Origin of the sequence: Phenylobacterium sp., assembly GCF_044358365.1 — a bacterium.
Lineage (GTDB): Bacteria > Pseudomonadota > Alphaproteobacteria > Caulobacterales > Caulobacteraceae > Phenylobacterium.
In genome coordinates, this window is the sequence record NZ_JBIKNZ010000023.1 from 15,596 (window position 1) to 36,270 (window position 20,675).

At 65.3% G+C, this 20,675-nt stretch carries 18 protein-coding genes; 8 read left to right on the plus strand and 10 right to left on the minus strand.

The genetic code is table 11. The annotated features are described in order from the left end of the window. The first annotated feature begins 77 nt into the window (after nt 1-77). Both ACIQ3B_RS08515 and trpE read left to right on the plus strand, forming a co-directional pair. Complete coding sequence (locus ACIQ3B_RS08515) at nt 78-2,012, plus strand: peptidylprolyl isomerase (RefSeq protein WP_397401552.1); 1,935 nt, start codon at nt 78-80, stop codon at nt 2,010-2,012. Then, entirely contained in the window at nt 2,009-3,541 is a 1,533-nt protein-coding gene (gene trpE / locus ACIQ3B_RS08520; protein ID WP_397401554.1) for an anthranilate synthase component I, read from the plus strand. The genes ACIQ3B_RS08515 and trpE overlap by 4 nt, the downstream gene beginning before the upstream one ends. A gap of 9 nt (nt 3,542-3,550) precedes the next feature. Here the strand turns inward: trpE and ACIQ3B_RS08525 are convergent, their stop codons facing one another. Then, the gene (locus tag ACIQ3B_RS08525; protein WP_397401556.1) at nt 3,551-3,754 is read right to left on the minus strand and encodes a hypothetical protein; all 204 of its coding nucleotides are present in this window, start codon (nt 3,752-3,754) and stop codon (nt 3,551-3,553) included. Nucleotides 3,755-3,805: 51 nt separating this feature from the next. Between ACIQ3B_RS08525 and ACIQ3B_RS08530 the strand changes: the two genes are divergently transcribed. The 4 genes from ACIQ3B_RS08530 to lexA all read left to right on the plus strand — a co-directional run bounded on the left by ACIQ3B_RS08530 (nt 3,806) and on the right by lexA (nt 7,004). Continuing rightward, entirely contained in the window at nt 3,806-4,396 is a 591-nt protein-coding gene (locus tag ACIQ3B_RS08530) for an anthranilate synthase component II (protein WP_397401558.1), read from the plus strand. A gap of 13 nt (nt 4,397-4,409) precedes the next feature. Next, entirely contained in the window at nt 4,410-5,423 is a 1,014-nt protein-coding gene (gene trpD, locus ACIQ3B_RS08535) for an anthranilate phosphoribosyltransferase (RefSeq protein ID WP_397401560.1), read from the plus strand. Then, on the plus strand, nt 5,420-6,196 hold the full coding sequence (gene trpC, locus ACIQ3B_RS08540) for an indole-3-glycerol phosphate synthase TrpC (protein ID WP_397401562.1): 777 nt from the start codon (nt 5,420-5,422) through the stop codon (nt 6,194-6,196). The genes trpD and trpC overlap by 4 nt, the downstream gene beginning before the upstream one ends. 118 nt (nt 6,197-6,314) lie before the next feature. Further along, nucleotides 6,315-7,004, plus strand: coding sequence for a transcriptional repressor LexA (lexA, locus tag ACIQ3B_RS08545; RefSeq protein ID WP_397401564.1), 690 nt, complete (start codon nt 6,315-6,317; stop codon nt 7,002-7,004). 54 nt (nt 7,005-7,058) lie between these two features. Here the strand turns inward: lexA and ACIQ3B_RS08550 are convergent, their stop codons facing one another. After that, nucleotides 7,059-9,191 (minus strand): ComEC/Rec2 family competence protein, encoded by a 2,133-nt coding sequence (locus tag ACIQ3B_RS08550; protein ID WP_397401566.1) that lies wholly within the window; start codon nt 9,189-9,191, stop codon nt 7,059-7,061. A gap of 44 nt (nt 9,192-9,235) precedes the next feature. On the opposite strand from ACIQ3B_RS08550, the gene gltX reads away from it, so the two are divergent. Further along, the gene (gltX, locus tag ACIQ3B_RS08555; RefSeq protein ID WP_397401568.1) at nt 9,236-10,642 is read left to right on the plus strand and encodes a glutamate--tRNA ligase; all 1,407 of its coding nucleotides are present in this window, start codon (nt 9,236-9,238) and stop codon (nt 10,640-10,642) included. A 55-nt stretch (nt 10,643-10,697) separates the two neighbouring features. Then, entirely contained in the window at nt 10,698-11,978 is a 1,281-nt protein-coding gene (gene gltA / locus ACIQ3B_RS08560) for a citrate synthase (protein ID WP_397401570.1), read from the plus strand. Here gltA and lpxB read toward each other — a convergent pair. The 8 genes from lpxB to rseP are packed head-to-tail and all read right to left on the minus strand — an operon-like array spanning nt 11,975 to nt 20,666. Continuing rightward, nucleotides 11,975-13,135 carry a lipid-A-disaccharide synthase gene (gene lpxB, locus ACIQ3B_RS08565; protein ID WP_397401572.1) on the minus strand — a complete coding sequence of 387 codons (1,161 nt, stop codon included), beginning with the start codon at nt 13,133-13,135 and terminating at the stop codon, nt 11,975-11,977. The genes gltA and lpxB overlap by 4 nt on opposite strands. Beyond that, entirely contained in the window at nt 13,132-13,971 is an 840-nt protein-coding gene (locus tag ACIQ3B_RS08570) for an LpxI family protein (RefSeq protein ID WP_397401574.1), read from the minus strand. The genes lpxB and ACIQ3B_RS08570 overlap by 4 nt, the downstream gene beginning before the upstream one ends. Continuing rightward, nucleotides 13,971-14,768: an acyl-ACP--UDP-N-acetylglucosamine O-acyltransferase gene (gene lpxA, locus ACIQ3B_RS08575; RefSeq protein WP_397401576.1), complete on the minus strand. Its 798-nt coding sequence runs from the start codon at nt 14,766-14,768 to the stop codon at nt 13,971-13,973. Before lpxA ends, ACIQ3B_RS08570 begins: the two co-directional genes overlap by 1 nt. Before the next feature lie 4 nt (nt 14,769-14,772). Further along, nucleotides 14,773-15,243 (minus strand): 3-hydroxyacyl-ACP dehydratase FabZ, encoded by a 471-nt coding sequence (fabZ, locus tag ACIQ3B_RS08580; RefSeq protein ID WP_397401578.1) that lies wholly within the window; start codon nt 15,241-15,243, stop codon nt 14,773-14,775. After that, nucleotides 15,240-16,256, minus strand: a complete 1,017-nt coding sequence (gene lpxD / locus ACIQ3B_RS08585) for a UDP-3-O-(3-hydroxymyristoyl)glucosamine N-acyltransferase (protein WP_397401580.1) — start codon at nt 16,254-16,256, stop codon at nt 15,240-15,242. Before lpxD ends, fabZ begins: the two co-directional genes overlap by 4 nt. Before the next feature lie 41 nt (nt 16,257-16,297). Then, nucleotides 16,298-16,978 (minus strand): OmpH family outer membrane protein, encoded by a 681-nt coding sequence (locus tag ACIQ3B_RS08590; protein ID WP_397401582.1) that lies wholly within the window; start codon nt 16,976-16,978, stop codon nt 16,298-16,300. Between the two features lie 5 nt (nt 16,979-16,983). Then, on the minus strand, nt 16,984-19,422 hold the full coding sequence (bamA, locus tag ACIQ3B_RS08595) for an outer membrane protein assembly factor BamA (protein ID WP_397401584.1): 2,439 nt from the start codon (nt 19,420-19,422) through the stop codon (nt 16,984-16,986). Nucleotides 19,423-19,451: 29 nt separating this feature from the next. Next, nucleotides 19,452-20,666 (minus strand): RIP metalloprotease RseP, encoded by a 1,215-nt coding sequence (gene rseP / locus ACIQ3B_RS08600; protein WP_397401586.1) that lies wholly within the window; start codon nt 20,664-20,666, stop codon nt 19,452-19,454. Nucleotides 20,667-20,675: the final 9 nt, after the last annotated feature.

Genomic DNA, 20,675 nt, shown 5'->3' on the forward strand with positions numbered 1-20,675 from the left:
TTGTCTGTCACGTGCTTGCCGGACGGAAGCCGCCTCCACTATACCGTCGCCCACGCCCGTCCCGGGAAAGGACCACAATGCCCGCCGAGAAGAAGACTTCTGCCACGTCCTGGTTCACCCGGATCATCCTGGGCCTGGTCATTGTCGCCATGGCGGGTTTTGGCATGAGCCAGTACAGCGTTGACGCCATTCGCGGCGACGAGGTCATCAAGGCGGGTTCACGGAGCGTCGATTCCGCCGAGTTCCGGCGCGAGTATGATCGCAACAAGAAACGCGCGGAGCAGCAGGCCGGCCAACCGATCACCACGGAAATGGCGGAGCAGAACAATCTCGACTCCACGGTCCTGAACGGCCTGGCGACCCGCGAGGCATTCTCCGAACTGCTGCACAAGATCGGCATCCGGCCTTCCGACAAGCTCATCCTCGCCCAGATCAGCAAGATCCCGGACTTCTTCAATCCGATCACCGGCGCCTTTGACGACAAGACATTCACCGCGCGTCTGACCGAGAACGGTTACACCAAGCAGGGCTTCGACCGGGTGCTGGGCGACGAGATGGCTTCCCAACACTGGGCGGTCGCCATTCAGAACGGCTTCAACGTGCCCCGCGCCTATGGCGCTCTGGGCTCGGTTTTCGCCCTGGAATCCCGTGACCTCGCCTACTTTGTGGTGACGCCGCAGAGCGTTCCGCAACCCGCAGCGCCCAGCGACGCCCAGCTGCTGGCCTTCATCAAGGAAAGCAAAAGCGATCTGATGGTGCCGGAGATGCGGATCTTCACTGTTGTGCCGTTCGTGCCGGGCGCGGCCGCCGCCGCGGTTGCGAATGCGCCCATCGATCCTGCGGAACTCCAGAAGCGTTACGCCTTCCGGAAGGACACGCTCTCAAAGCCGGAGACCCGTACACTGGTGCAGATCCCGGTAAAGGATCAGGCATCGGCCCAGAAAGTCACCGCCCGACTGTCCGCCGGCGAGTCGCCGGTCGCTGTCGCCAGATCGCTGGGCGTTGACGCAGTGACCTATGAGGATAAGCCGCTGACTGCGGTCGCTGATCGCAAGATTGGCCAGGCCGCTTTCCGCCTTCCCGCTGGCCAGATCGCCACGCTTCAGGGCGACCTGGGCCTGGCGGTGGTGCGGGTCGCCAATGTTTCGCCCGGTCGCGAAGTGACCCTTGAGGAAGCCCGGCCGATGCTTGAGGCCGAGATCCGCAAGGATATGGTCTCCGAAAAGGTCTATGCCCAGACCCAGGCCTATGACGACGCTCATCAGGGCGGGGCCAGTCTGCCCGACGCTGCAAAGAAGGCGGGCGTACCCTTCGAGACGGTCGGTCCTATCAGCGCCCAGGGTATCGACGACAAGCGCCGCCAGATGCAGGGCCTGCCGGCCAAGATCCTTGAGACCGCGTTCTCCCTGCCGGCCGGCGGCGAGAGCGAGATCACGGAACTGGGCGAAGGGGCCTATTTCGCTGTCCGCGTGGAAAAAGTTATTGACCCCCACGTTCAGCCGCTGGACGAAATCAGGCCCATAGTCACCAACGCCTGGATGCGCCGCGAGATCACCCGCGCCATGGAAGCTCGGGCGGAGACGTTGCTTGCGCGTGTTCGGAAAGGCGAGGCCCTTGACGCGGTCGCCGCGTCGGCAGGCTATGCGGTGCAACGCGCGCCCGGCCTGTCGCGACAGACGGCTGAGCCCCGGGTCGCCGACATTGGACGCGAAATCCTTGCCCGCGCCTTCGCGGCAAAACCGCGTGAGGCGTGGTCAACGCCGACACCGACCGGTTTCGCCATTGGCCGCATCGACAATGTGCGGATGAACACAGGCCCGACAGCCGCCCGGATGGCCGAGATGAACCGCGGCGAACTGGCCCAGGCCGTATTCCGCGAGATGGCGGAAGGCGCCCAGGTCTATGCCCGCACCAAGCTGAAGGTGAGAACCGACCCTGCGCGCGCGCGGGCCGCCGCCGGCTTTGAACCGAAGGAAGAACCTGCCGCCAAGACCCCGGAGAAGAAGGGGTGAATTCAGAGCCGCCGTTCGAGGCCTTCTCATCGACCTACGACGGCGGAGCTCCCCAGGTCGTCTGGACCCGGCTGATCGATGATCTCGAGACGCCGGTCTCGGCCTTCCTGAAGATCGGGCACGGCAAGCCCTATGCCTTCCTGTTCGAATCCGTGGAGGGCGGGGCCTTCCGGGCGCGCTACTCGATCATCACCCTGAACCCGGACCTCGTCTGGCGCTGCCGGGGTGAGACGGCCGAGATCGCCCGGGGTCCGGACATCGCGGCGGAGCAGTTCACTGAGGAGCCGGGCGCGGCGCTGGATTCCCTGCGCGACCTGCTGGCCGCCTCAAGGATCGAGCTTCCGGCCGGACTCCCGCCCATGGCGGCGGGCGTCTTCGGGGCCATTGGCTACGACATGATCCGGCTGGTCGAGCGCCTGCCCAACGTCAATCCAGACCCGCTAAACCTGCCCGACAGCGTTCTGGCGCGCCCCTCGATCGTGGCCATCTTCGACGCCATCGCCCAAGAAATCATCCTGGTGACGTCGGTACGTCCCGACGAAGCGTCAGCGGCCGATGCCTACGCCGCCGCGCAGCGCCGGCTGCGGGCGGTCATCGAAGACCTGAAAAAACCGGCCCCGCCCCTGCTGGGCACGGCCAGGCCGGAGCCCGACAGCTTCACCACCCCGGTCGACCGCGAGACGTTTCGGGGTATCGTCGAGACGGCGAAGGGTTACATCCAGGCCGGGGATATCTTCCAGGTGGTACCCAGCCACCGGTTGCGGGCGCCCTTCCCGCAAGACCCGTTCGCGCTCTATCGGTCCCTGCGTCGGACCAACCCCTCGCCCTTCCTGTTTTTCCTGGATTTCGGAACGTTCCATCTTGCCGGCTCCTCACCCGAGATTCTGGTACGGCTGCGGGACGGCAAGATCACAATTCGGCCCCTCGCCGGCACCCGCCCGCGCGGCGCCACGCCCGAGGAAGACCGGGCGCTCGAGCAGGAACTCATCGCCGATCCCAAGGAGCGCGCCGAGCATCTGATGCTGCTGGACCTGGGTCGCAATGATGTGGGCCGCGTGGCCATGCTGAAGCAGTCCGGCGCCAACGAACCGCCGCCACCCAGCCGCACGCCCCGCGTGCGCGTCACCGCCAGCTTCTTCGTCGAGCGCTACAGCCACGTCATGCACCTGGTTTCCAACGTCGAGGGCGATGCGCCGGAGGGCCTGGATCCCGTGGACGTGGTCATGGCCGCCCTGCCCGCCGGCACCCTGTCCGGGGCGCCCAAGGTCCGGGCCATGGAGATCATCGATGAACTCGAGATCGAGAAGCGGGGCATCGCCTACGCCGGCGCCGTCGGCTACTTCGGCTCGGACGGCTCGGTCGACACCTGCATCGTCCTGCGCACCGCCATTTTCAAGGACGGCATGATGTACGTTCAGGCCGGCGCGGGCGTCGTTGCCGATAGCGACCCCGACGCGGAGTACGACGAGACACTGCACAAAGCCCGGGCCCTGCGACGGGCGGCAGAGGAAAGCTGGCGCTTCATCTAGGCGTTTGGCCTACTCCGGCGCCCCCGTCGCCACGTGCTCCGTCCGCACCGGCGGAGCCAGGATCATGACCACGGCGAAGGCCAGAGAGCTCACGGCCAGAGCGGTAGCGGCTGCGAGCGCGGGCCAGATCGGATCGCGCCGGGCCGGCGGTCCCAGCAACACACGGCATCGGGCAAGCTCGGTGGGGTCAAGGCTCGAATCGGCTGGCGACATGCGCGCAGCATCCGGCTTGGCGCGCGCCGCGGCAAAGCCTATGACACGCCCATGATCCTGGTCGTCGATAACTACGACAGCTTTACCTACAATCTCGTCCACTATCTGAACGAGCTTGGGGCTGAGACGCTTGTTGTGCGCAATGACGCGCTCTCCGTCGCCGAGGCGATCGCCCTGCGTCCGGAAGCCGTCCTCCTGTCGCCAGGGCCGAAAACGCCGAACGAGGCCGGCATCTGCCTGGACATGATCAAACAGGCGCCTGACGACCTGCCGATTTTCGGGGTCTGTCTGGGTCACCAGTCCATCGGCCAGGCGTTTGGCGGCGAGGTGGTACGCGCCGGCGCCCTGATGCACGGCAAAACCAGCCAGATCCACCACGACAATCGCGGCGTCTTCGCCGGTCTCAAAAACCCCTTCACCGCCACGCGCTACCACAGCCTGGCGGTGCAGCAGGGCGGCCTTCCCCCCGAACTCGAGGTGACCGCGCGCACCGAGGACGGCGAGATCATGGGGCTGCAGCATCGCACCCGGCCGATCTTCGGCGTGCAGTTCCACCCGGAATCCATCGCCACCGAGTGCGGCCACGAACTGCTGGGCAATTTCCTCGACCTGGCCGGCGTCAAGCGCCTGTCCCAGGTCTGACCGCGCCCGACAGATGTCTGACGCCTTCAAGCCGCTGCTGTCGCGCCTCGCGGACGGCGCCATCCTGACCGAGGCCGAAGCACAGGACTTTTTCGCCGCCTGTCTGCGAGGTGAGCCCACTCCGGCCCAGATCGGCGCAGCGCTTACCGCCATCCGGATGCGTGGCGAAACGGTTGGCGAGATCACGGCCGGCGCGCGGGCGATGCGCGCAGCGTCGCTTTTGCTCGAGACGCCCTACCCCACCATCGACGTCTGTGGCACCGGCGGCGACGGCCTGCACACACTGAACATATCCACCGCCGTCAGCTTCGTGGCGGCCGGCGGCGGGCTGAAGGTGGCCAAGCACGGCAATCGTGCGCTGTCCTCGAAGTCAGGCGCCGCCGACGTTCTCTCCGAACTCGGCGTCGCCATCGATCCTGGTCTGGACCGACAGCGACAGGCGCTCGACGAGGCCGGAATCTGCTTTCTGTTCGCCCCGGCCCATCACAGCGCCATGCGCCACGTTTCGCCGATCCGCGCTGAACTGGGCTTCCGGACGATCTTCAACCTGCTGGGACCGCTGACCAATCCCGCCGGCGCGGCGCGGCAGGTCGTGGGCGTGTTCGCTCCCCATTGGGTGACCCCACTCGCGACCGCGCTGGGCGCGTTGGGTTCAGAGCGCGCCTGGGTCGTGCATGGCGACGGCATGGACGAGCTCACGACCACGAGCGTCACCCAGGTCGCCGAGTATCACAACGGGCAGGTCCGTGAGTTCACTGTGTCGCCGGAGGAGGTTGGCCTGCCGCGCGCCCGATTGTCAGATCTGACCGGCGGACTTCCCGCCGAGAACGCCCAGGCCCTTCGCCGCCTGCTGGACGGCGAGCCTGGCCCCTATCGCGACATTGTTCTGCTGAATGCCGCGGCCGCCTTTGTCGTAAGCGGGACCTGCGAAACCCTGGCCGACGGTGTCGGTCTGGCGCGGCAGATCATCGACGACGGACGCGCACGGGCGGCGCTGCAAAAGCTGGTGGAGATCGCACCGCGATGAGCGACATTCTGACCCGCATCGCAGCGTACAAGCGCGAGGAGGTCGCCGTCCGCAAGGCGGCGCACCCGACCATGAAGACAGGTGGGGTCACACCCCCGCGGGGCTTTCGCTCCGCGCTCATCAAGGCGCATGGCCCGGGCCGGCTCGCGCTGATCGCCGAGATCAAGAAGGCCTCGCCGTCCAAGGGCGTGATCCGGCCGGACTTCGATCCGCCAGCCCTGGCGCGAGCCTACGAGGCCGGTGGGGCGGCCTGTCTGTCCGTCCTGACCGATACGCCGAGCTTCCAGGGCGCTGACGCCTTCCTGACCGCTGCCCGGAAGGCCTGCACCCTGCCCTGTCTCCGCAAGGAATTTCTGGTGGATCCCTGGCAGGTGGCCGAGTCGCGGGCGCTCGGGGCTGACGCCATACTGGTCATATTGGCGATGATCGACGATGACCTGGCCGGCGAGTTGATCGTCGAGGCCCGCCGCTACGGCATGGATGTCCTGGTCGAGGTTCACGACGAGGCCGAGATGGCGCGGGCCGGCCGGCTGGCCGCCGATCTGGTCGGAATCAACAACCGCGACCTGCGGACGTTCGTCACCGATCTGGGGGCCACAGAACGACTGGCGGCCGCCGCGCCGCCCGGGGCCATCCTCGTCACCGAAAGTGGAATTTTCACCTCGGCCGACGCCGCACGACTGGAACGATCCGGCGCTGCGGCGATGCTCGTCGGCGAGAGCCTGATGCGCCAGGAAGACGTTGAAGCTGCGACTCGCTCCCTGCTGAACTGACACCTCTCTGTCGGAAAAACTTCATGGATTCAACAGGCTGGTTGGTAACTTGACATTAACCCGGAACACCTAGAGAACATCGTCAAGCGTTTGCGCTTTGTTCTTTGAGGTTCTCACCATGCTCACCCGCAAGCAGCACGAGTTACTCATGTTCATCCATGAGCGGATCAAGGAAAGCGGCGTATCGCCGTCATTTGACGAGATGAAGGAGGCGCTGGATCTGGCCTCCAAATCCGGCATTCACCGATTGATCACAGCCCTCGAGGAACGCGGCTTCCTGCGTCGCCTGCCGCACCGGGCCCGGGCCCTGGAGGTGGTGAAGCTGCCGCAGCAGGCCACGGCCGCCGCGCCGCCAAAGGGTCGCGCGCCGTTCAAGCCGCAACTGGTGGACGGTTCGGGTCTGGTTCAGGTCGCCGCCAACGACAGTCGGGAACTTCCCATCCTGGGCAAGATCGCCGCCGGAACGCCTATCGCGGCGATCCAGCAGGAACGCGACCGGATGCCGGTTCCCGAGAGCATTCTGGGCGCCGGCGAACACTTCGTGCTCGAGATCGCCGGGGACTCCATGATCAACGCCGGCATTCTCGACGGCGACTTTGTGGTCATCAAGAAAACCGACAGTGCGGTGTCCGGCGATATCGTCGTAGCCCTGATCGATGGTGAGGAAGCCACCCTGAAACGGCTTCGTAAGAAGGGCGCCTCGATCGCGCTGGAAGCCGCCAACCCGGCCTACGAAACCCGCATCTTCGGACCGGATCAGGTCGCCGTGCAGGGCAAGCTGGTGGGACTGATCCGCCGCTATCACTAGACTGTGGGACCACCGCTCGCCGCGCCCGTGGCGAGCGAGCGGGCCTGGCAAACATCATCGGGGATCATAGCCCCAGGTCCAGGGTCTGCGTCCACGCAGGGACTGCGCCCAAACGACCCGCCAACCCGAGCCGGCGCGATAGATTTCGGCCGAGCCGCCCTGCGCAAAATCGAGGCCGGTCAGGAGGAGCTCCGCCCGACACGTCTCCGGCCGGAAGTCGTTGCGCAACACCACGATCTCAGCCGACGCGCACAGGGCCTCAAGCCGCCCGTCCTTCAGAGGCCTGCGGACATTCCAGGCTGCCGCCAGTTGCACGGGCGAGGCGGCGAGCGGCGCACAACTCCACGCGTCACAGGCGAACCGGGAATCACGATCAGCTTCAGACGCAAGCGGCGTCAGGCCGCGCCTGCGCGCCCAAAGCTCGGCGCCGAAGAGCTTCACGTCCGGCCGAAGGAGCACCGCGTCCTTGCCGTCTCGAACCGCCACCGCCGCGCCATCGGCGCTGATCCAGATGTCGGGCGGCGACGGTCTGGGCGCCCAGAGCACCGCGCACGCGACGGGAATACCGATCCAGCGCAGATGACCGCGCCAGAGACAGGCGAACAGCAACCCCAGAAAGCTGACCGGCAACACCCAATCCGGCGCGCTTGGTACGACAACCTGAGCTGCCGGCGCTCCCGCCGTGATCGCGGCAACCTGGTTCATCAGACTGATGGACCAGCCCGCCACCTCCAGGGGCGCCTGGCCCAGCCCGAACGGGGTCAATGCGGCGCCCAGGGCCAGGCCTGGCATCATCAGAAAAGAGGAGATTGGCGCCACGGCAAGATTTGCGAAGAGGCCGAAGGTCGAAACGCGATTGAAATGCTGGATCGCGAACGGCCCCGTCGCCAGGCCTGCGATGAAGCTGACAGCGATGCTGGCGAGGATCCAGGTCGCAGCCGCCTGAGTCAGCCGGATGGGCCATGGCACATCGATCTCACGCACCGGGCGTGGCCAGATTTCAGCCAGGGCCACCAATGCGGCCGTGGCTGCGAAGGACATCTGAAACCCGGGCTCCGTCACCGCCTCTGGATGGATCAACAGAACGGCCATGGCCGCCAGTGCCAGGGCATGCAGGCTGATGGCCTGACGATCTGCGAGGATGGCGGCGAACGCCACCGCCGCCGTGATCGCCGCACGTTCGGCTGGCGGCGGCGCGCCTGACAGCACCAGATACCCTCCAACGGCAGCCAGACCGAACAGGGCAGCCACCTTCTTGCCGGACACGCGCAAGGCCAACCAGGGCCAGGCCGCCACGGCCAGCCGCGCGGCGGCAAAGGCGAAGCCGCCCACGATCGCCATGTGGAGGCCACTGATCGAGACGATGTGCGCCAGGCCCGCAGCCCGCAGATTTTCCACCTGCTCGCGCGGGATAAAGGCTTCATGCCCCGTGGTCATCGCCGCCGCGAGCCCACCGGTCTCCGGACCCAGGGTGTCGACAATGCGTTGCGTCAGCGCCCAGCGAACAGCGTTGATCCGCATGGTCAGGCGCAATCTCCAGGGCGGGACCGTATCTGCGGCGAGCCGCTGCGGAGCCCGAAGCGCCAGCCCGACTGCGCCCACGCTCTCGAAATAGGCGTCGCGTGCAAAATCGTAGGAGCCAGGACTGGCCGGCGGCGGCGGCGGGTTCAGGATCGCCAGCAGCCGAACCGGATCGCCGGGCGATAGCAATTCTGCATCGGGCCGAAGGGTCACCCGAATCCGGATTGGCGTAACCGCCGGCGACCAGTCGCCGATCGAGACTGGTGCCAGCAACAGCCGCTGCCCGCCCTGCCCCGGCGAGGCCACATCCACCACCCAGGCCTCAACCCATTGGGGCCGCGCACCGGCGGGCGCCACGGGCGCCTTCACACTCTCTGCGCGCCACTTCGCCACGGCGAACCCGCCAAGAGCGCAGGCGCTTAGCACCAGCACGATGGTCAAGGCGCGCCAGGCGCTCCACCGGGTGGCGATCAACAGCCCGGCCACGACCGGCAGCAATCCCCAGCCCACCAGGCTCTGCGGCTCCCGCGGCAGGCCGAAATAGAGCGCGCATCCCAGACCCAGCGCCACGGGTGTCCAGAGCGTCCAGCGGTCGGTCTGCCGCCCGACCTGATCGGCCAGAGCCCCGGCAACCCGCGCAAGGCTAGGATGCGCCACAGCCGCCATGCTAAGACGCGCGCCCCGCGACCACGTAACCCCCTGCGAGCTTCATGTCAGATCGCCCCGTCCGCACCCGGATTGCTCCGTCCCCCACTGGCATGATGCACATTGGCACTGCTCGCACTGCGCTTTTCAATTGGCTCTTTGCACGTCATACGGGTGGCACATTCCTGGTGCGCGTGGAAGACACCGATCGCGAGCGCTCAACCGAGGCTGCGGTCCAGGTGATTTTCGGTGGCCTGAACTGGCTGGGCATGACGCCTGACGAGCCCCCGGTGTTCCAGTACGCCCGCGCTGACCGCCACCGCGAGGTGGTCGCCGAACTGGTGGCGCGGGGTCAGGCCTACCGGGACTACATGACCGCTGAAGAGCTCGAGATCGAACGTGAACGCGCCCGCTCGGAGGGCCGCGTCGTGCGCTCCGCCTGGCGGGAGGCTGACCCTTCGACCTGGCCTGACCGTCCCTACGCCGTGCGACTGAAGAGCCCGCTGGAAGGCGACACCGTGGTGGCAGACGCCATCAAGGGCGATGTACGCTTCCAGAACAGCACCCTGGACGATCTGATCCTCCTGCGCTCAGACGGTAATCCGACCTACAATCTGGCCGTCGTCGTGGATGACCACGACATGGCCATCACCCACGTGATCCGCGGTGACGACCACCTCAACAACGCAGCCCGGCAAACCGTCATCTATCAGGCGATGGATTGGGAGATCCCGATCTGGGCGCACCTGCCGATGATCCACGGGCCAGACGGCGCGAAACTGTCAAAGCGACACGGATCCCAGGCGGTCGGCGAGTTCGACGAGATGGGCTATCTGCCGGAGACGCTGCGCAACTATCTGGCCAAACTCGGCTGGGGCCATGGCGACGACGAGATCTTTTCCGACGCCCAGGCCATAGCGTGGTTCGACATCAAGGACGTTGTCAGTGCGCCGGCCCGGCTGGATTGGGCCAAGCTCAACCACATCAACAATCACTACATCCGCGAGGCCGACCCTGCGCGACTGGCGGGGCTTGTCATCGAAATTCTCAAGCGCCGTGGAGAGGTGGTGCGTCAGGGAGACGAAACCCTGATCACCCGTACAATTCCCTTCGTCCGCGACGGCGCCAAAACTACCCTGGAACTGGCGGATACCGTGGCGTTCGTCCTCAAATCGCGCCCCCTTGCGCTCCCCGAGAAGGCTCTGAGCCAGCTTACCGACGAGACCCGAGCCCGACTGGGGCGGCTGCGTGGCGCCCTGACGCAAGTCGCTGACTGGAACGTGCCGTCTCTGGAACTGGCCATCCGGGCTTTCGCGGAGTCCGACGGCGTCGGCATCGGCAAATTCGGAGCGCCTTTGCGTTCGGTATTGTCCGGCGGTGCGCCGGCGCCCGACCTCGCGGGCGCCCTGACAGCCCTGGGCCGGGACGAGAGCCTGGGCCGCATCGACGATGCACTTTCTCTCCGGGCGTAAAGGGTTATAAGCGCTAAAATAGTCGGTCTATCTCGCAGTCGCGAAGGGGGTTCATATGGGCAATACGGCGAAATTCGAAATTGACGGAAAGACCGTAGAATTGCCGGTGCTTCGAGGCACCGACGGCCCGGCCGTTGTTGATATCCGCAAGCTGTACGCCGAAGCCGACGTGTTCACCTACGACCCGGGCTTCATGTCGACCGCGTCCTGCGAGAGCAAGATCACCTTCATCGACGGGGATGCCGGTATCCTGCTGCACCGTGGCTACCCGATCATGGAGCTGGCCGAGAAGTCGAACTTCCTGGAGGTCTGCTACCTCCTCCTGCACGGTGAACTGCCGAGCGCGCCGGAGTTCGAGGTGTTCGAAAAGAACATCACCTATCACACGATGATCCATGAGCAATTCGACCGGTTTTTCATGGGCTTCCGGCGTGATGCTCACCCGATGGCGATCATGACCGGCGCTGTTGGCGCCTTGTCGGCGTTCTATCACGACAGCACCAATGTGAACGATCCCGCGCAGCGGATGATCTCCGCTCACCGGATGATCGCCAAGATGCCGACGATCGCGGCGAGGGCCTTCAAATACTCACGCGGTCAGCCGTTCGTGTTCCCGCGCAACGAACTTTCCTACGCCGAGAACTTCCTGCGAATGTGCTTCTCAGTGCCTGCGGAGGATTGGGTCCCCAACCCGGTCCTGACGAGGGCGATGGACCGGATTTTCATCCTGCACGCCGACCATGAGCAGAACGCGTCCACCTCGACCGTGCGACTGGCTGGCTCATCGGGCGCCAATCCCTTTGCCTGTATCGCGGCTGGTATTGCCTCGCTCTGGGGTCCGAAGCACGGCGGGGCGAACGAGGAATGCCTCAACATGCTGACCGATATCGGCACGGTCGACAAGATTCCTGAATTCGTTCAAGGCGTTAAGGACCGGCGTTACCTGCTGATGGGCTTCGGTCACCGGGTCTACAAGAACTACGACCCGCGCGCGACGGTCATGCAGAAGACCTGCCATGAGGTGCTCAAGGAGGTCGGAGCCGAAAACGATCCGATCCTGCAGGTCGCCATGGAACTCGAGAAGGTCGCCCTCAACGACCCCTATTTCGTGGAACGCAAACTCTACCCGAACGTCGATTTCTATTCCGGCATCACCCTGCGCGCCCTCGGGTTCCCGCCAGAGATGTTCACCGTGCTCTTCGCGCTCGCGCGCACAGTCGGCTGGATCGCCCAGTGGAAGGAAATGATCGAGGATCCGTCGCAGAAGATCGGCCGTCCGCGCCAGATCTACACCGGCGCCCCTGCCCGTAGCTTCGTGCCCGTCGACAAGCGCTAAGCCCGGCCGATCAGGTCAAGAACTGCCGTCGCGGCGGCCTCGTTGGGATCGGGGCCGCCGCGACCCATTTTCAGCAAGGCTTCGGTTTGCCGCGCTACCTGCGTCACGCGCAACTCCGCGTCGTCCAGGCGCAGCGCGATCTCACGCGACAATGCCGGGCCATTGCAGTCACCCTGGATCATTTCAGGCGCCACGAAATCCCGGGCGGCAATGTTGAACAGCGTCACCCACTTCGTTCGGATCAGGCGCTTGAGAATGGCGTGGGTCGCCGGCGCCAGTCGATAGCCCACCACCATCGGACATCCCGCAAGCGCCAGTTCCGTGGTTACCGTTCCCGAGCACGCCAGCGCAACATCGGCAGCCACCATGGCGTCAAGCTTCGCCTGTTCGCCTTCCACGACGTGAGCCCGGAATGGCCAGCCAGCGACCTGCGCTCTCACCCGTGCAGCGACCGTGGGCGCCGCAGGCACCACCACATGCAGCCCGGGCCGCTCCGCCTTGAGACGCGTCACGGCGTCTTCAAACACCGGCATGACCCGATCAATCTCCACGGGGCGGCTGCCGGGCGCCACCAGCAGGATCTGGTCTCCCGGCGCTGCGCCGATCTCACGGCGCAAACGCCCTGCGTCAGCGGCGGCAAAGTCGATGGCCAGGGTGGCGTCACCCACGAAAGCCACAGCCAGCCCCTCGGCCTCGAAGGCGGGTCCATCGAAGCTATGGATCGTCAGGAGCAGATCAAACCATTGCGCCGTGGTTCTGGCGCGACCGGGGCGCGACGCCCAGACCTGGGGGGCCACATACTTTACGAGCGGCACGCCCATCTTCTTCAGGCGATACGCCACCCGCAGATTGAAGCCCCAGGAGTCTATCAACACAGCGACATCCGGCCGCTCCCGCGCAGCCAGGGCGGCCGTTTCGTCGGCGCGACGGATCACGCGAGGATAGGCGAACAGGCCCTCCCACAGACCGAAAATCGAGAGTTGCGTGATATCGAACGGGCTATAGACCCCCTCTGCGGCCAGACGGGCGCCCCCCACACCCACAATCCGCACCCCATCTCCCAGTCGCCGTTTCAGCGCCCGGGCCAGCCCGGCGCCCCGGTCATCGCCTGAGGCTTCGGCGGCCACCAGCATCACGGTGAGCACCCGAGCGCTCACGACGCCCCCGATTTCACGCCCAGAATGAAGATCCCCAGTTCATCGGCCATGGCGATCACCGCCTCGCGATCCAGCACCAGCAGGCGCCCCGCCTCCCCCGCGATCCCGGCAAGGCCCGCCCGCGCCACGCCGCGCACGGTCTCCAGTCCGATGGTCGGAAGATCGACACGGGTTTCCTGAATCGGTTTGGGGGCCTTGGCCAGAACGCCGGTCCCGCTGCCGGGGCGACCTCTAAGATGCGCCGGAAGGTCGGCTACCCGCTTCAGAACAGCATCCGTGCCCTCCTGGGCCTCCACCGCCAGCACCAGTCCGCGGACGACCACGGCAGCCTGACCAATGTCGAGACTTCCGATCGCCCGGGCGACTTCCAGCGCGCGCGTCGCGTCGGCCAGGTCCTCCGCGCCTGGCGCGCACGCGCCCAGCAGGCCTGCCGGAAGCGTGAGGTCGTCCATAACCTCGTGGGCGCCAAGCACCTCGAACCCGGCCTGTTCGAAGGCTCCCACCATCATGCGAAGCAGGGCGTCATCTCCCTTGCGCGCCGCCGCTATGACCTTGGGCAGCAGCATCAGGCCGCGGACATCCGGCGTCAGGCTGCTGAAGTCAGGCCGCGCCACGTCCCCGGCCAGGCAGACCGTCGTGCACCCGGCGCGCTTCAGAACGTCCACGCACTTGCCGAACTGCGCGACCCCCACCTCGGCGCCGACAAACGGTTTGAGCGCCTCGCCTGCGAAACCCTTCAGGCGCACAACAAACAGCGGCCGACCGGACCGCTCGCAATGCCGGGCGATCTCCACCGGCAATGTTCCGCCGCCGGCGATCAGGCCCAGCTTCTGCATCAGATCTCGCGCGCCGGGAGGCAAAGCGGACGATTGCCGTCGGCACGAATGAAATCGATGATTTCCATGACTGGCGAGCTCTTGCCGAACGTTACGACCGTATCGTCGACCCGCTCCTGGAGCGTACCCTCTTCAGCAAACAGCAGGCGATAGGCCGACCGAAGCTCGCCGATGGTCTCACGGCTGAAATCGCGCCGTTTCAGACCCACCAGGTTCAGACCCTCAAGGTGGGCGTGATTGCCCCAGACCATGCCGTAGGGGATGACATCCTTGGTCACCGCTGCCAGACCGCCGATGAAGGAATAGCGTCCGACCCGGCAGAACTGATGCACCGCCGCCAGGCCGCTGACCGTGACGAAGTTGCCTACTTGCACGTGGCCGCCCAGGGTGGCGGAATGGGCAAGCACCACATTGTCACCCACCACGCAGTCATGACCGACATGGCTGGTGGCCATGTAGAAGCCGTCGTTCCCAACCCGCGTAACGCCCTCGCCACCGGGCGCGGCAATATGCATCGTCACATGTTCCCAGATCCTGTTGCGATCGCCGATCACCAGCTCGGTCGGCTCGCCCCGATAGCCCGTATGGTGCGGCGGGCCGCCCAGGTTCGAGAAGTTCCGGACGGAGCAATCCTCGCCGATCGTCGTGCGGTTTTCGATCACCACATGGGCCAGCACCTGGGTGCGCGCGCCAATGCGGACATGCTCGCCGACGATCGAGAACGGGCCGATGCTGACACCGTCGGCCAGTTCCGCCCCTTTGGCGACGATCGCGGTCGGATGAATCTCTACGGTCAAACGCTCAGGTCTCCACCACCATGGCCGCGAACTCGCACTCGGCGGCGACCTTGTCACCCACCATGGCCTGCCCGGCGAACTTGAACACATCGCCCCGATGGCGAACCACACGCACCGGCATGCGCACCACATCGCCCGGCCGCACCGGTGAGCGGAACCGGCAATTGTCGGCCGACATGAAGAAGATCGCCTTGCCCGTGGTGTCGACGTCCAGCGACTTCGACATCAGCACCGCGCCCGTCTGGGCCATGGCTTCGATCAGGAGCACCGCCGGCATCACCGGATAGGTGGGGAAGTGACCCTGGAAAAAGGGCTCGTTTACCGTCACGCACTTGATGCCAACGATCGACTCCGAGGGCTTGTAGTCCTGACATCGATCCACGAGCAGAAACGGATACCGGTGCGGAATTCGCATCAGGATCTCGGTGATATCGATCTCGGTGGGATCCACCGCCACCGGCGCCCTGCGCGTCATGCCTGTCCCCCGCCTCTTCGGCTCGCCATCCGGGCGAGCCATGCTGTTTCCTTGAGCCAGTGACGGATCGGACGCGCCGGCATCCCGCCCCAGGTCTCGCCCGGCGGAATATCCTTCATCACGCCCGCCGCCGCGCCCACCCGGGCCCCGGCGCCGATGGTCACATGATCCGCCACGCCTGCACGACCGCCAAACTGGGCGCCGTCCCCGATGTTCACACTGCCCGAGATGCCCGCTTGCGCCGCCATCACACAGTTGCGACCCACGCGGACGTTGTGGGCGATCTGTACCAGGTTGTCGATCTTGGTGTTCTCGCCGATCACCGTATCGTCATAGGCCCCGCGGTCGACAGTGGTGTTGGCGCCGATGGTGACCCCGTCCTGCAAGATCACCCGCCCAAGCTGGGGAATATCTATCAGGCCTTTCGGACCGACAGTCGCCCCGAAGCCGGGCTCGCCGATGACCGCTCCGGCGAAAATCCGCACCCGATCGCCAATCAGGGCAAAACCGATGGTGACGTTCGCCGCGATCTCACAGTCGCGTCCTATCATGACGCCCGGACCGATCACGCTGTTGGCCCCGATCCGGGTGTTGCGACCGATCTGCGCGCCGGGTCCCACGACCACGCCCGGCGCCAGCACAACCCCGGTTTCGATCAAGGCGTCCGGTGCGATGGGCGAAGCGGCGCCAGGCCGCGGACGATGCAGCCGCTGTGCCGCGAGCGCGTACGCAGCCTGCGGATTTGACGTCGACAGCGCTACACAACCCGGCGGAACATGATCCGCCAGATCCGGCGGGAGAAAGCAGGCGCTCGGTCGTGAGGCGGCGAGGGTCTCGCCAAACCGTCGGTCCATCAGGAAGGTTACGCTGCCGGGACCGGCGTGGGAGAGCACGGCCACCCGATCCACTCGCGACGCGGCAGCCGCCGCATCGGGCAGGCTGACGCCAGTCACCTCCGCCAGTTCGCTCAGGGTGATGGGCCCCAGGTCCTCAAAGAATCTCGGGTCGGGCATGGTTGGCTCTCGAACTCCCGCCCGACCCTGCATTTCAGCGCTTAGCGGCGCGGCGCGGCGGCCGGGGCGGCGGGCGCAGCCGGACGCGGCGCAGCCGGGGCCGCAGCCGCCTGATCCAGCCGTTCACGATCAAACGTAAACTGGGTGATCTTGGCGTTGAGCGCCGTCACCACCTGCGGCGTGATGTCCATCGCGGGGTTTGCCAGATCCAGCGTGAGCGCTTCACGGTTGACCAGCATCGAGCAACCCTTGGCCTGATAGCTGGCGCGAACCAGCGGCGCGATCTCGTCGCTCAGGCGGCCAAGCGCCTTCTCCTGCGTGCGCTGCATCTCTGCATTTCGCTGCTGAACCTTGCGCTGCAGAGCGTTGGCCCGCACTTGGATGGCGGCGGCGCGGGATTCGAATGCGCTCTGGTCGAGCGTGCCGCGCTGGCCGTCGAGCGCCTTGGCGTCCGTGTTCAGCGTGGTTTCCTCAGCGCTAACCTCGGCGCTGGCCTGCTGGGTCAACTGCTGCAGCCGCGTGAAGACGAAGCGGCCCACGGTCGATTGGCCGATGGCGCGCTCGCCCGAAAACACGCACACGCCGGGGATCGCCGCGCCGTGCGTCACCTGGGGCGGCGGCAAGGGCGCGGGGGCGGCCGGCGCCTGGGCCATCGCCGAGGTCGCGCCGGAGAGAACAAGGGCTGCCGCATATCCGGCCGCGAGGATCGTTTTTGACGTCATGTTTTCTAGAACCTGGTTGAAGTGGAGAATCGGAAGGTTTCCTTCCGGTCATAGATTTCCTTGGCCAGAACCCGGCTGAAATCGAACCGGATCGGGCCCATGGGCGACTTCCAGAAGATGCTGACCCCGGCGGAGGCGCGCAGGGACAGATTATCGCGGATACAGGTGTTCCGCGTGCCGGGAATGGCGGGATTGTTGATGGTTTTGGTCGGGTCCGTCGGGTCGATAATCTGCGGATTGACGCAATCCAGATCACCCGGTCGGTAGTTGCGATCCGCCTTGTCCAGCAGACCGAGGGTGCCGAAGTCGCTGAAGACCGCCGCCTTGATCCCGTACTGCTCAGGCAGGAAGGTCGGAACCGTCAACTCAACGGTGCCGATGGCGAAAGCCTTGCCGCCCAGGGCGTCGGCGCGCTGCAGGGAGAGGTCCCGGGGACCGATGCCCGCCGTTTCGAAGCCCCGGAAGTTCAGGCCGCCCTTGTAGTAGCGGTCGTTGATCCGGACATTGTCGCCGCCCCAACCGACGACGTAGCCCGCCGAACCGACCGCGGAGAAGATGAAGTCCTTGGTGATCCCGTAGAACCAGCCGGCCTCGAGATCCGTCCGGAGGAAGTTCACATCCCCGCCGAGACCCGCAAGGTCCTGGTTGATGTCGACGTAGTAGCCCCGCGTCGGGTTCAGATAGTCGTTCCGGCGATCCAGGCGACCACCATAGCCGACCAGCGAGGTGATGCGCTTGCCCACCTGCTCGCAGAGCGAGGCCGAAAGCACCACGCCCTGCGAGGGGTTGCAAAGCAGGCCATCAATCTGGATATCGTCCTGACGCAGGGTGTAGCGCACCGCCCCACGGCTATCGATGCCCAGCGGGAAGTTGGCGCGGAAGGTCGTCCCGAAGGTGGTGGTCTTGTAGGATGAGAACTCAGACAGATCATACCGGTAGCCATAGACATCGACACCAGCAGCCACATCACGGCCGAGGAACCTCGGCTCGGTGAACGAGAAATCCAGCTGTTGCCGCAGGGAGCCCACCGACACCCGCGCGCGGACGTCCTGTCCGCGACCCCGGAAGTTTCGCTGGGTGATGCCAAGGTCCAGAACCAGCTGATCCACGGATGAATAGCCGGCGCTGAAGGACAGCTCGCCGGTCGGCTGCTCCTCGATCTTGACCTGGAGCGACGTCCTGTCCGGCGAGGTTCCGGGAACCTCGGTGATGTCGACTTCCTTGAAGAAGCCCAATGACCGGATCTGGCGTTTCGAGCGATCCACCAGGGCGCGGTTGTAGGCATCGCCCTCGACCACGCTCATCTCGCGACGGATCACATAGTCCAGCGTCTGGTTGTTGCCGACGATGTCGATCCGGTCGACGTAAACGCGCGGACCTTCGCGGACCGAGAAGGTCACGTCGACCACGCCCTTGTCGCGATCCGGTGTGTAGCGGGGGCGAACATCCACAAACGCGAAGCCTGCAGCCCCGGCGGCGAAGGTAAGGGCGTCGGTCGCCTGTTCGATCTGCTCGTCCTGGTAAACCTGGCCCGAGCGGACCACCAGCAACGACTCCAGAACCGTTTTGTCGAGCTTCTGAAGCTCTGTCTCCACCTGGACCTTGCCGAACTTGTAGCGGGGGCCTTCGTCGACCGTATAGGTGATCACGAAGCCATTCTTGTCCGGCGCCAGTTCCGCCACGGCCGAGGTCACCCGGAAATCGTAGTAGCCACGGTTGCGGTAGTGCTTGCGCAGCTGTTCCTTGTCGTACTCCAGCCGGTCCGGGTCATAGTTGGCATTGTTGGAGAAGAACTTGAACCAGCGCGTCTCTTCCGTAACCACCACGTCGCGCAGATCGTTGTCGGAGAACGCCTTGTTCCCGAGAATATTGACCGAAAGGATCCCGCTCTTCGGACCCTCCTCGATCTTGAAGATCAGATCGACCCGCTTTTGCGGCAGCTCGATGATCTGCGGCGTCACATTGGCCGAGATCCGGCCCGAGCGCCGATAGAGTTCCACGATCCTTTGAACGTCACCCTGGACCTTCGAGCGCGTGAAGATACCTCGGGGCCGGACCGTGACCTCGTCACGCAGCTTGTCTTCCTTAAGGCCCTTGTTGCCCTCGAAGATCACGCGATTGATGATCGGGTTTTCCACCACCGTGACAATCAGATCGCCGTTCCGGAAATCGATCTTCACATCCGAGAAGAGGTCGGTGCGGAACAGCGCCTTCAGCGCCAGGTCGATGCGGGCCGCGTCCACCGGCTCGCCCGGCGCCACAGGCAGGTACGACACGACCGTCGATTGCTCGATCCGCTCGTTGCCCTGGACGAGGATACGCTGGATCACACCTGCGCGCTCCGTCTGGGCGAAGGCCAGTCCGGGCGCAACAACGGCGGCGGAGCCCAACAACAGGGCGAGGCCGGAAACAAGCGCGGCGCGGGAAGCGCGGGTCTGGAACATCGAATCAGCCGGTTGAGGGACGAACGCGCCTAGGAGAATAGGCCGCCGATCAGTTTGAACACATGCAGGCGCTGCAAATCGTTCCAGGTTGCGAACAACATCAATCCGAGAACGAGCGCAAGGCCCACGCGGTACCCTGCCGCCTGAACCTTGGCGGCAAGAGGGCGACGAAAGACGGCTTCATAGGCATAAAACAGCAAATGACCACCATCCAGAACCGGGACGGGTAGCAGGTTCATGAAGCCGATACTGACAGACAGCACTGCAACCAGCTGTGCAAGGTTCAAAGCCGAGCGGCCAAGGTTCTCAAGAAATCCGTCAGAACTGTCGTTGCCGAGGGTCGCCACGTTCTTGGTGACGGTCGCAATTCCCAACGGGCCACGAAGCTGGTCGGCGCTCACCTGGCCGGTGATCATCCGCCCGAGGTAGAAGACCGTGGTCTCCAGGGTGTGCCAGGTGCGCTGGGCGCCCCGCTGGACGGCTTCGATCGGATTGTAGCGGACATTGATAAAGTCGTCGCTCGACTGCTCCGGCCGGATGCCAAGCACGCCGATCCTCTGCGGCCCTCCGACGGGATCGTCGCGCAGCTGCCAGCGTGGCGTCGCGGTGAGCACGACCTCGCGCCCGCCCCGGTCCACAACAAAGGTGATCGGAACGTTGGCCCGCACACTGACGACTTCCGCCACATCATCGAACCGAACGACACGACGACCATCAGCCTTGAGGATCAGGTCGCCCGGTCGCAGGCCGGCTGCGGCCGCAGGAGAACCAGGTTCAACCTGGGCGATCCGGGCGGGCACCACCCACTCCCCCAGCGTCGACAGGAACACGGCAAATATCGCGATCGCCAGCAGGAAGTTCGCCGCTGGACCGGCCGCAGCGATAATGGCCCGCTGATAGACGGGCTTGAAGTGGAAATACCGGTCAATCTCCGCGCCGCGGCCCTGATCGATCAGGTCGCGACGCATGGCCGCCAGGTCCTCGGAGTCGGGAATACTGGCGGCGTTGTCGTCTCCCGCAAAACGGACATACCCGCCGATCGGTAACCAGCCGATCCGCCAGTCCACACCCGACTTGTCGCGCCAGGATGCTATGGCCTGTCCAAACCCGATGGAAAACCGGTCGATCTTGGTGCCGAACGCCTTGGCAGCCAGAAAATGGCCCAGTTCATGGACGGTCACCACAATGCCCAGCACCAGCAGGAACGCGATCGCCGCGATCAGAAATCCCTGAATCATTTCCATTGGGCTTGT

Bases quoted from the DNA above. Each gene is read 5' to 3' on its own strand.
- ACIQ3B_RS08515 (WP_397401552.1), top strand. From the start codon at position 78: ATGCCCGCCGAGAAGAAGACTTCTGCCACGTCCTGGTTCACCCGGATC.
- ACIQ3B_RS08525 (WP_397401556.1), bottom strand. From the start codon at position 3,754: ATGTCGCCAGCCGATTCGAGCCTTGACCCCACCGAGCTTGCCCGATGC.
- ACIQ3B_RS08530 (WP_397401558.1), top strand. From the start codon at position 3,806: ATGATCCTGGTCGTCGATAACTACGACAGCTTTACCTACAATCTCGTC.
- trpD (WP_397401560.1), top strand. From the start codon at position 4,410: ATGTCTGACGCCTTCAAGCCGCTGCTGTCGCGCCTCGCGGACGGCGCC.
- trpC (WP_397401562.1), top strand. From the start codon at position 5,420: ATGAGCGACATTCTGACCCGCATCGCAGCGTACAAGCGCGAGGAGGTC.
- lexA (WP_397401564.1), top strand. From the start codon at position 6,315: ATGCTCACCCGCAAGCAGCACGAGTTACTCATGTTCATCCATGAGCGG.
- ACIQ3B_RS08550 (WP_397401566.1), bottom strand. From the start codon at position 9,191: ATGGCGGCTGTGGCGCATCCTAGCCTTGCGCGGGTTGCCGGGGCTCTG.
- gltX (WP_397401568.1), top strand. From the start codon at position 9,236: ATGTCAGATCGCCCCGTCCGCACCCGGATTGCTCCGTCCCCCACTGGC.
- gltA (WP_397401570.1), top strand. From the start codon at position 10,698: ATGGGCAATACGGCGAAATTCGAAATTGACGGAAAGACCGTAGAATTG.
- ACIQ3B_RS08570 (WP_397401574.1), bottom strand. From the start codon at position 13,971: ATGCAGAAGCTGGGCCTGATCGCCGGCGGCGGAACATTGCCGGTGGAG.
- fabZ (WP_397401578.1), bottom strand. From the start codon at position 15,243: ATGACGCGCAGGGCGCCGGTGGCGGTGGATCCCACCGAGATCGATATC.
- lpxD (WP_397401580.1), bottom strand. From the start codon at position 16,256: ATGCCCGACCCGAGATTCTTTGAGGACCTGGGGCCCATCACCCTGAGC.
- ACIQ3B_RS08590 (WP_397401582.1), bottom strand. From the start codon at position 16,978: ATGACGTCAAAAACGATCCTCGCGGCCGGATATGCGGCAGCCCTTGTT.
- bamA (WP_397401584.1), bottom strand. From the start codon at position 19,422: ATGTTCCAGACCCGCGCTTCCCGCGCCGCGCTTGTTTCCGGCCTCGCC.
- rseP (WP_397401586.1), bottom strand. From the start codon at position 20,666: ATGGAAATGATTCAGGGATTTCTGATCGCGGCGATCGCGTTCCTGCTG.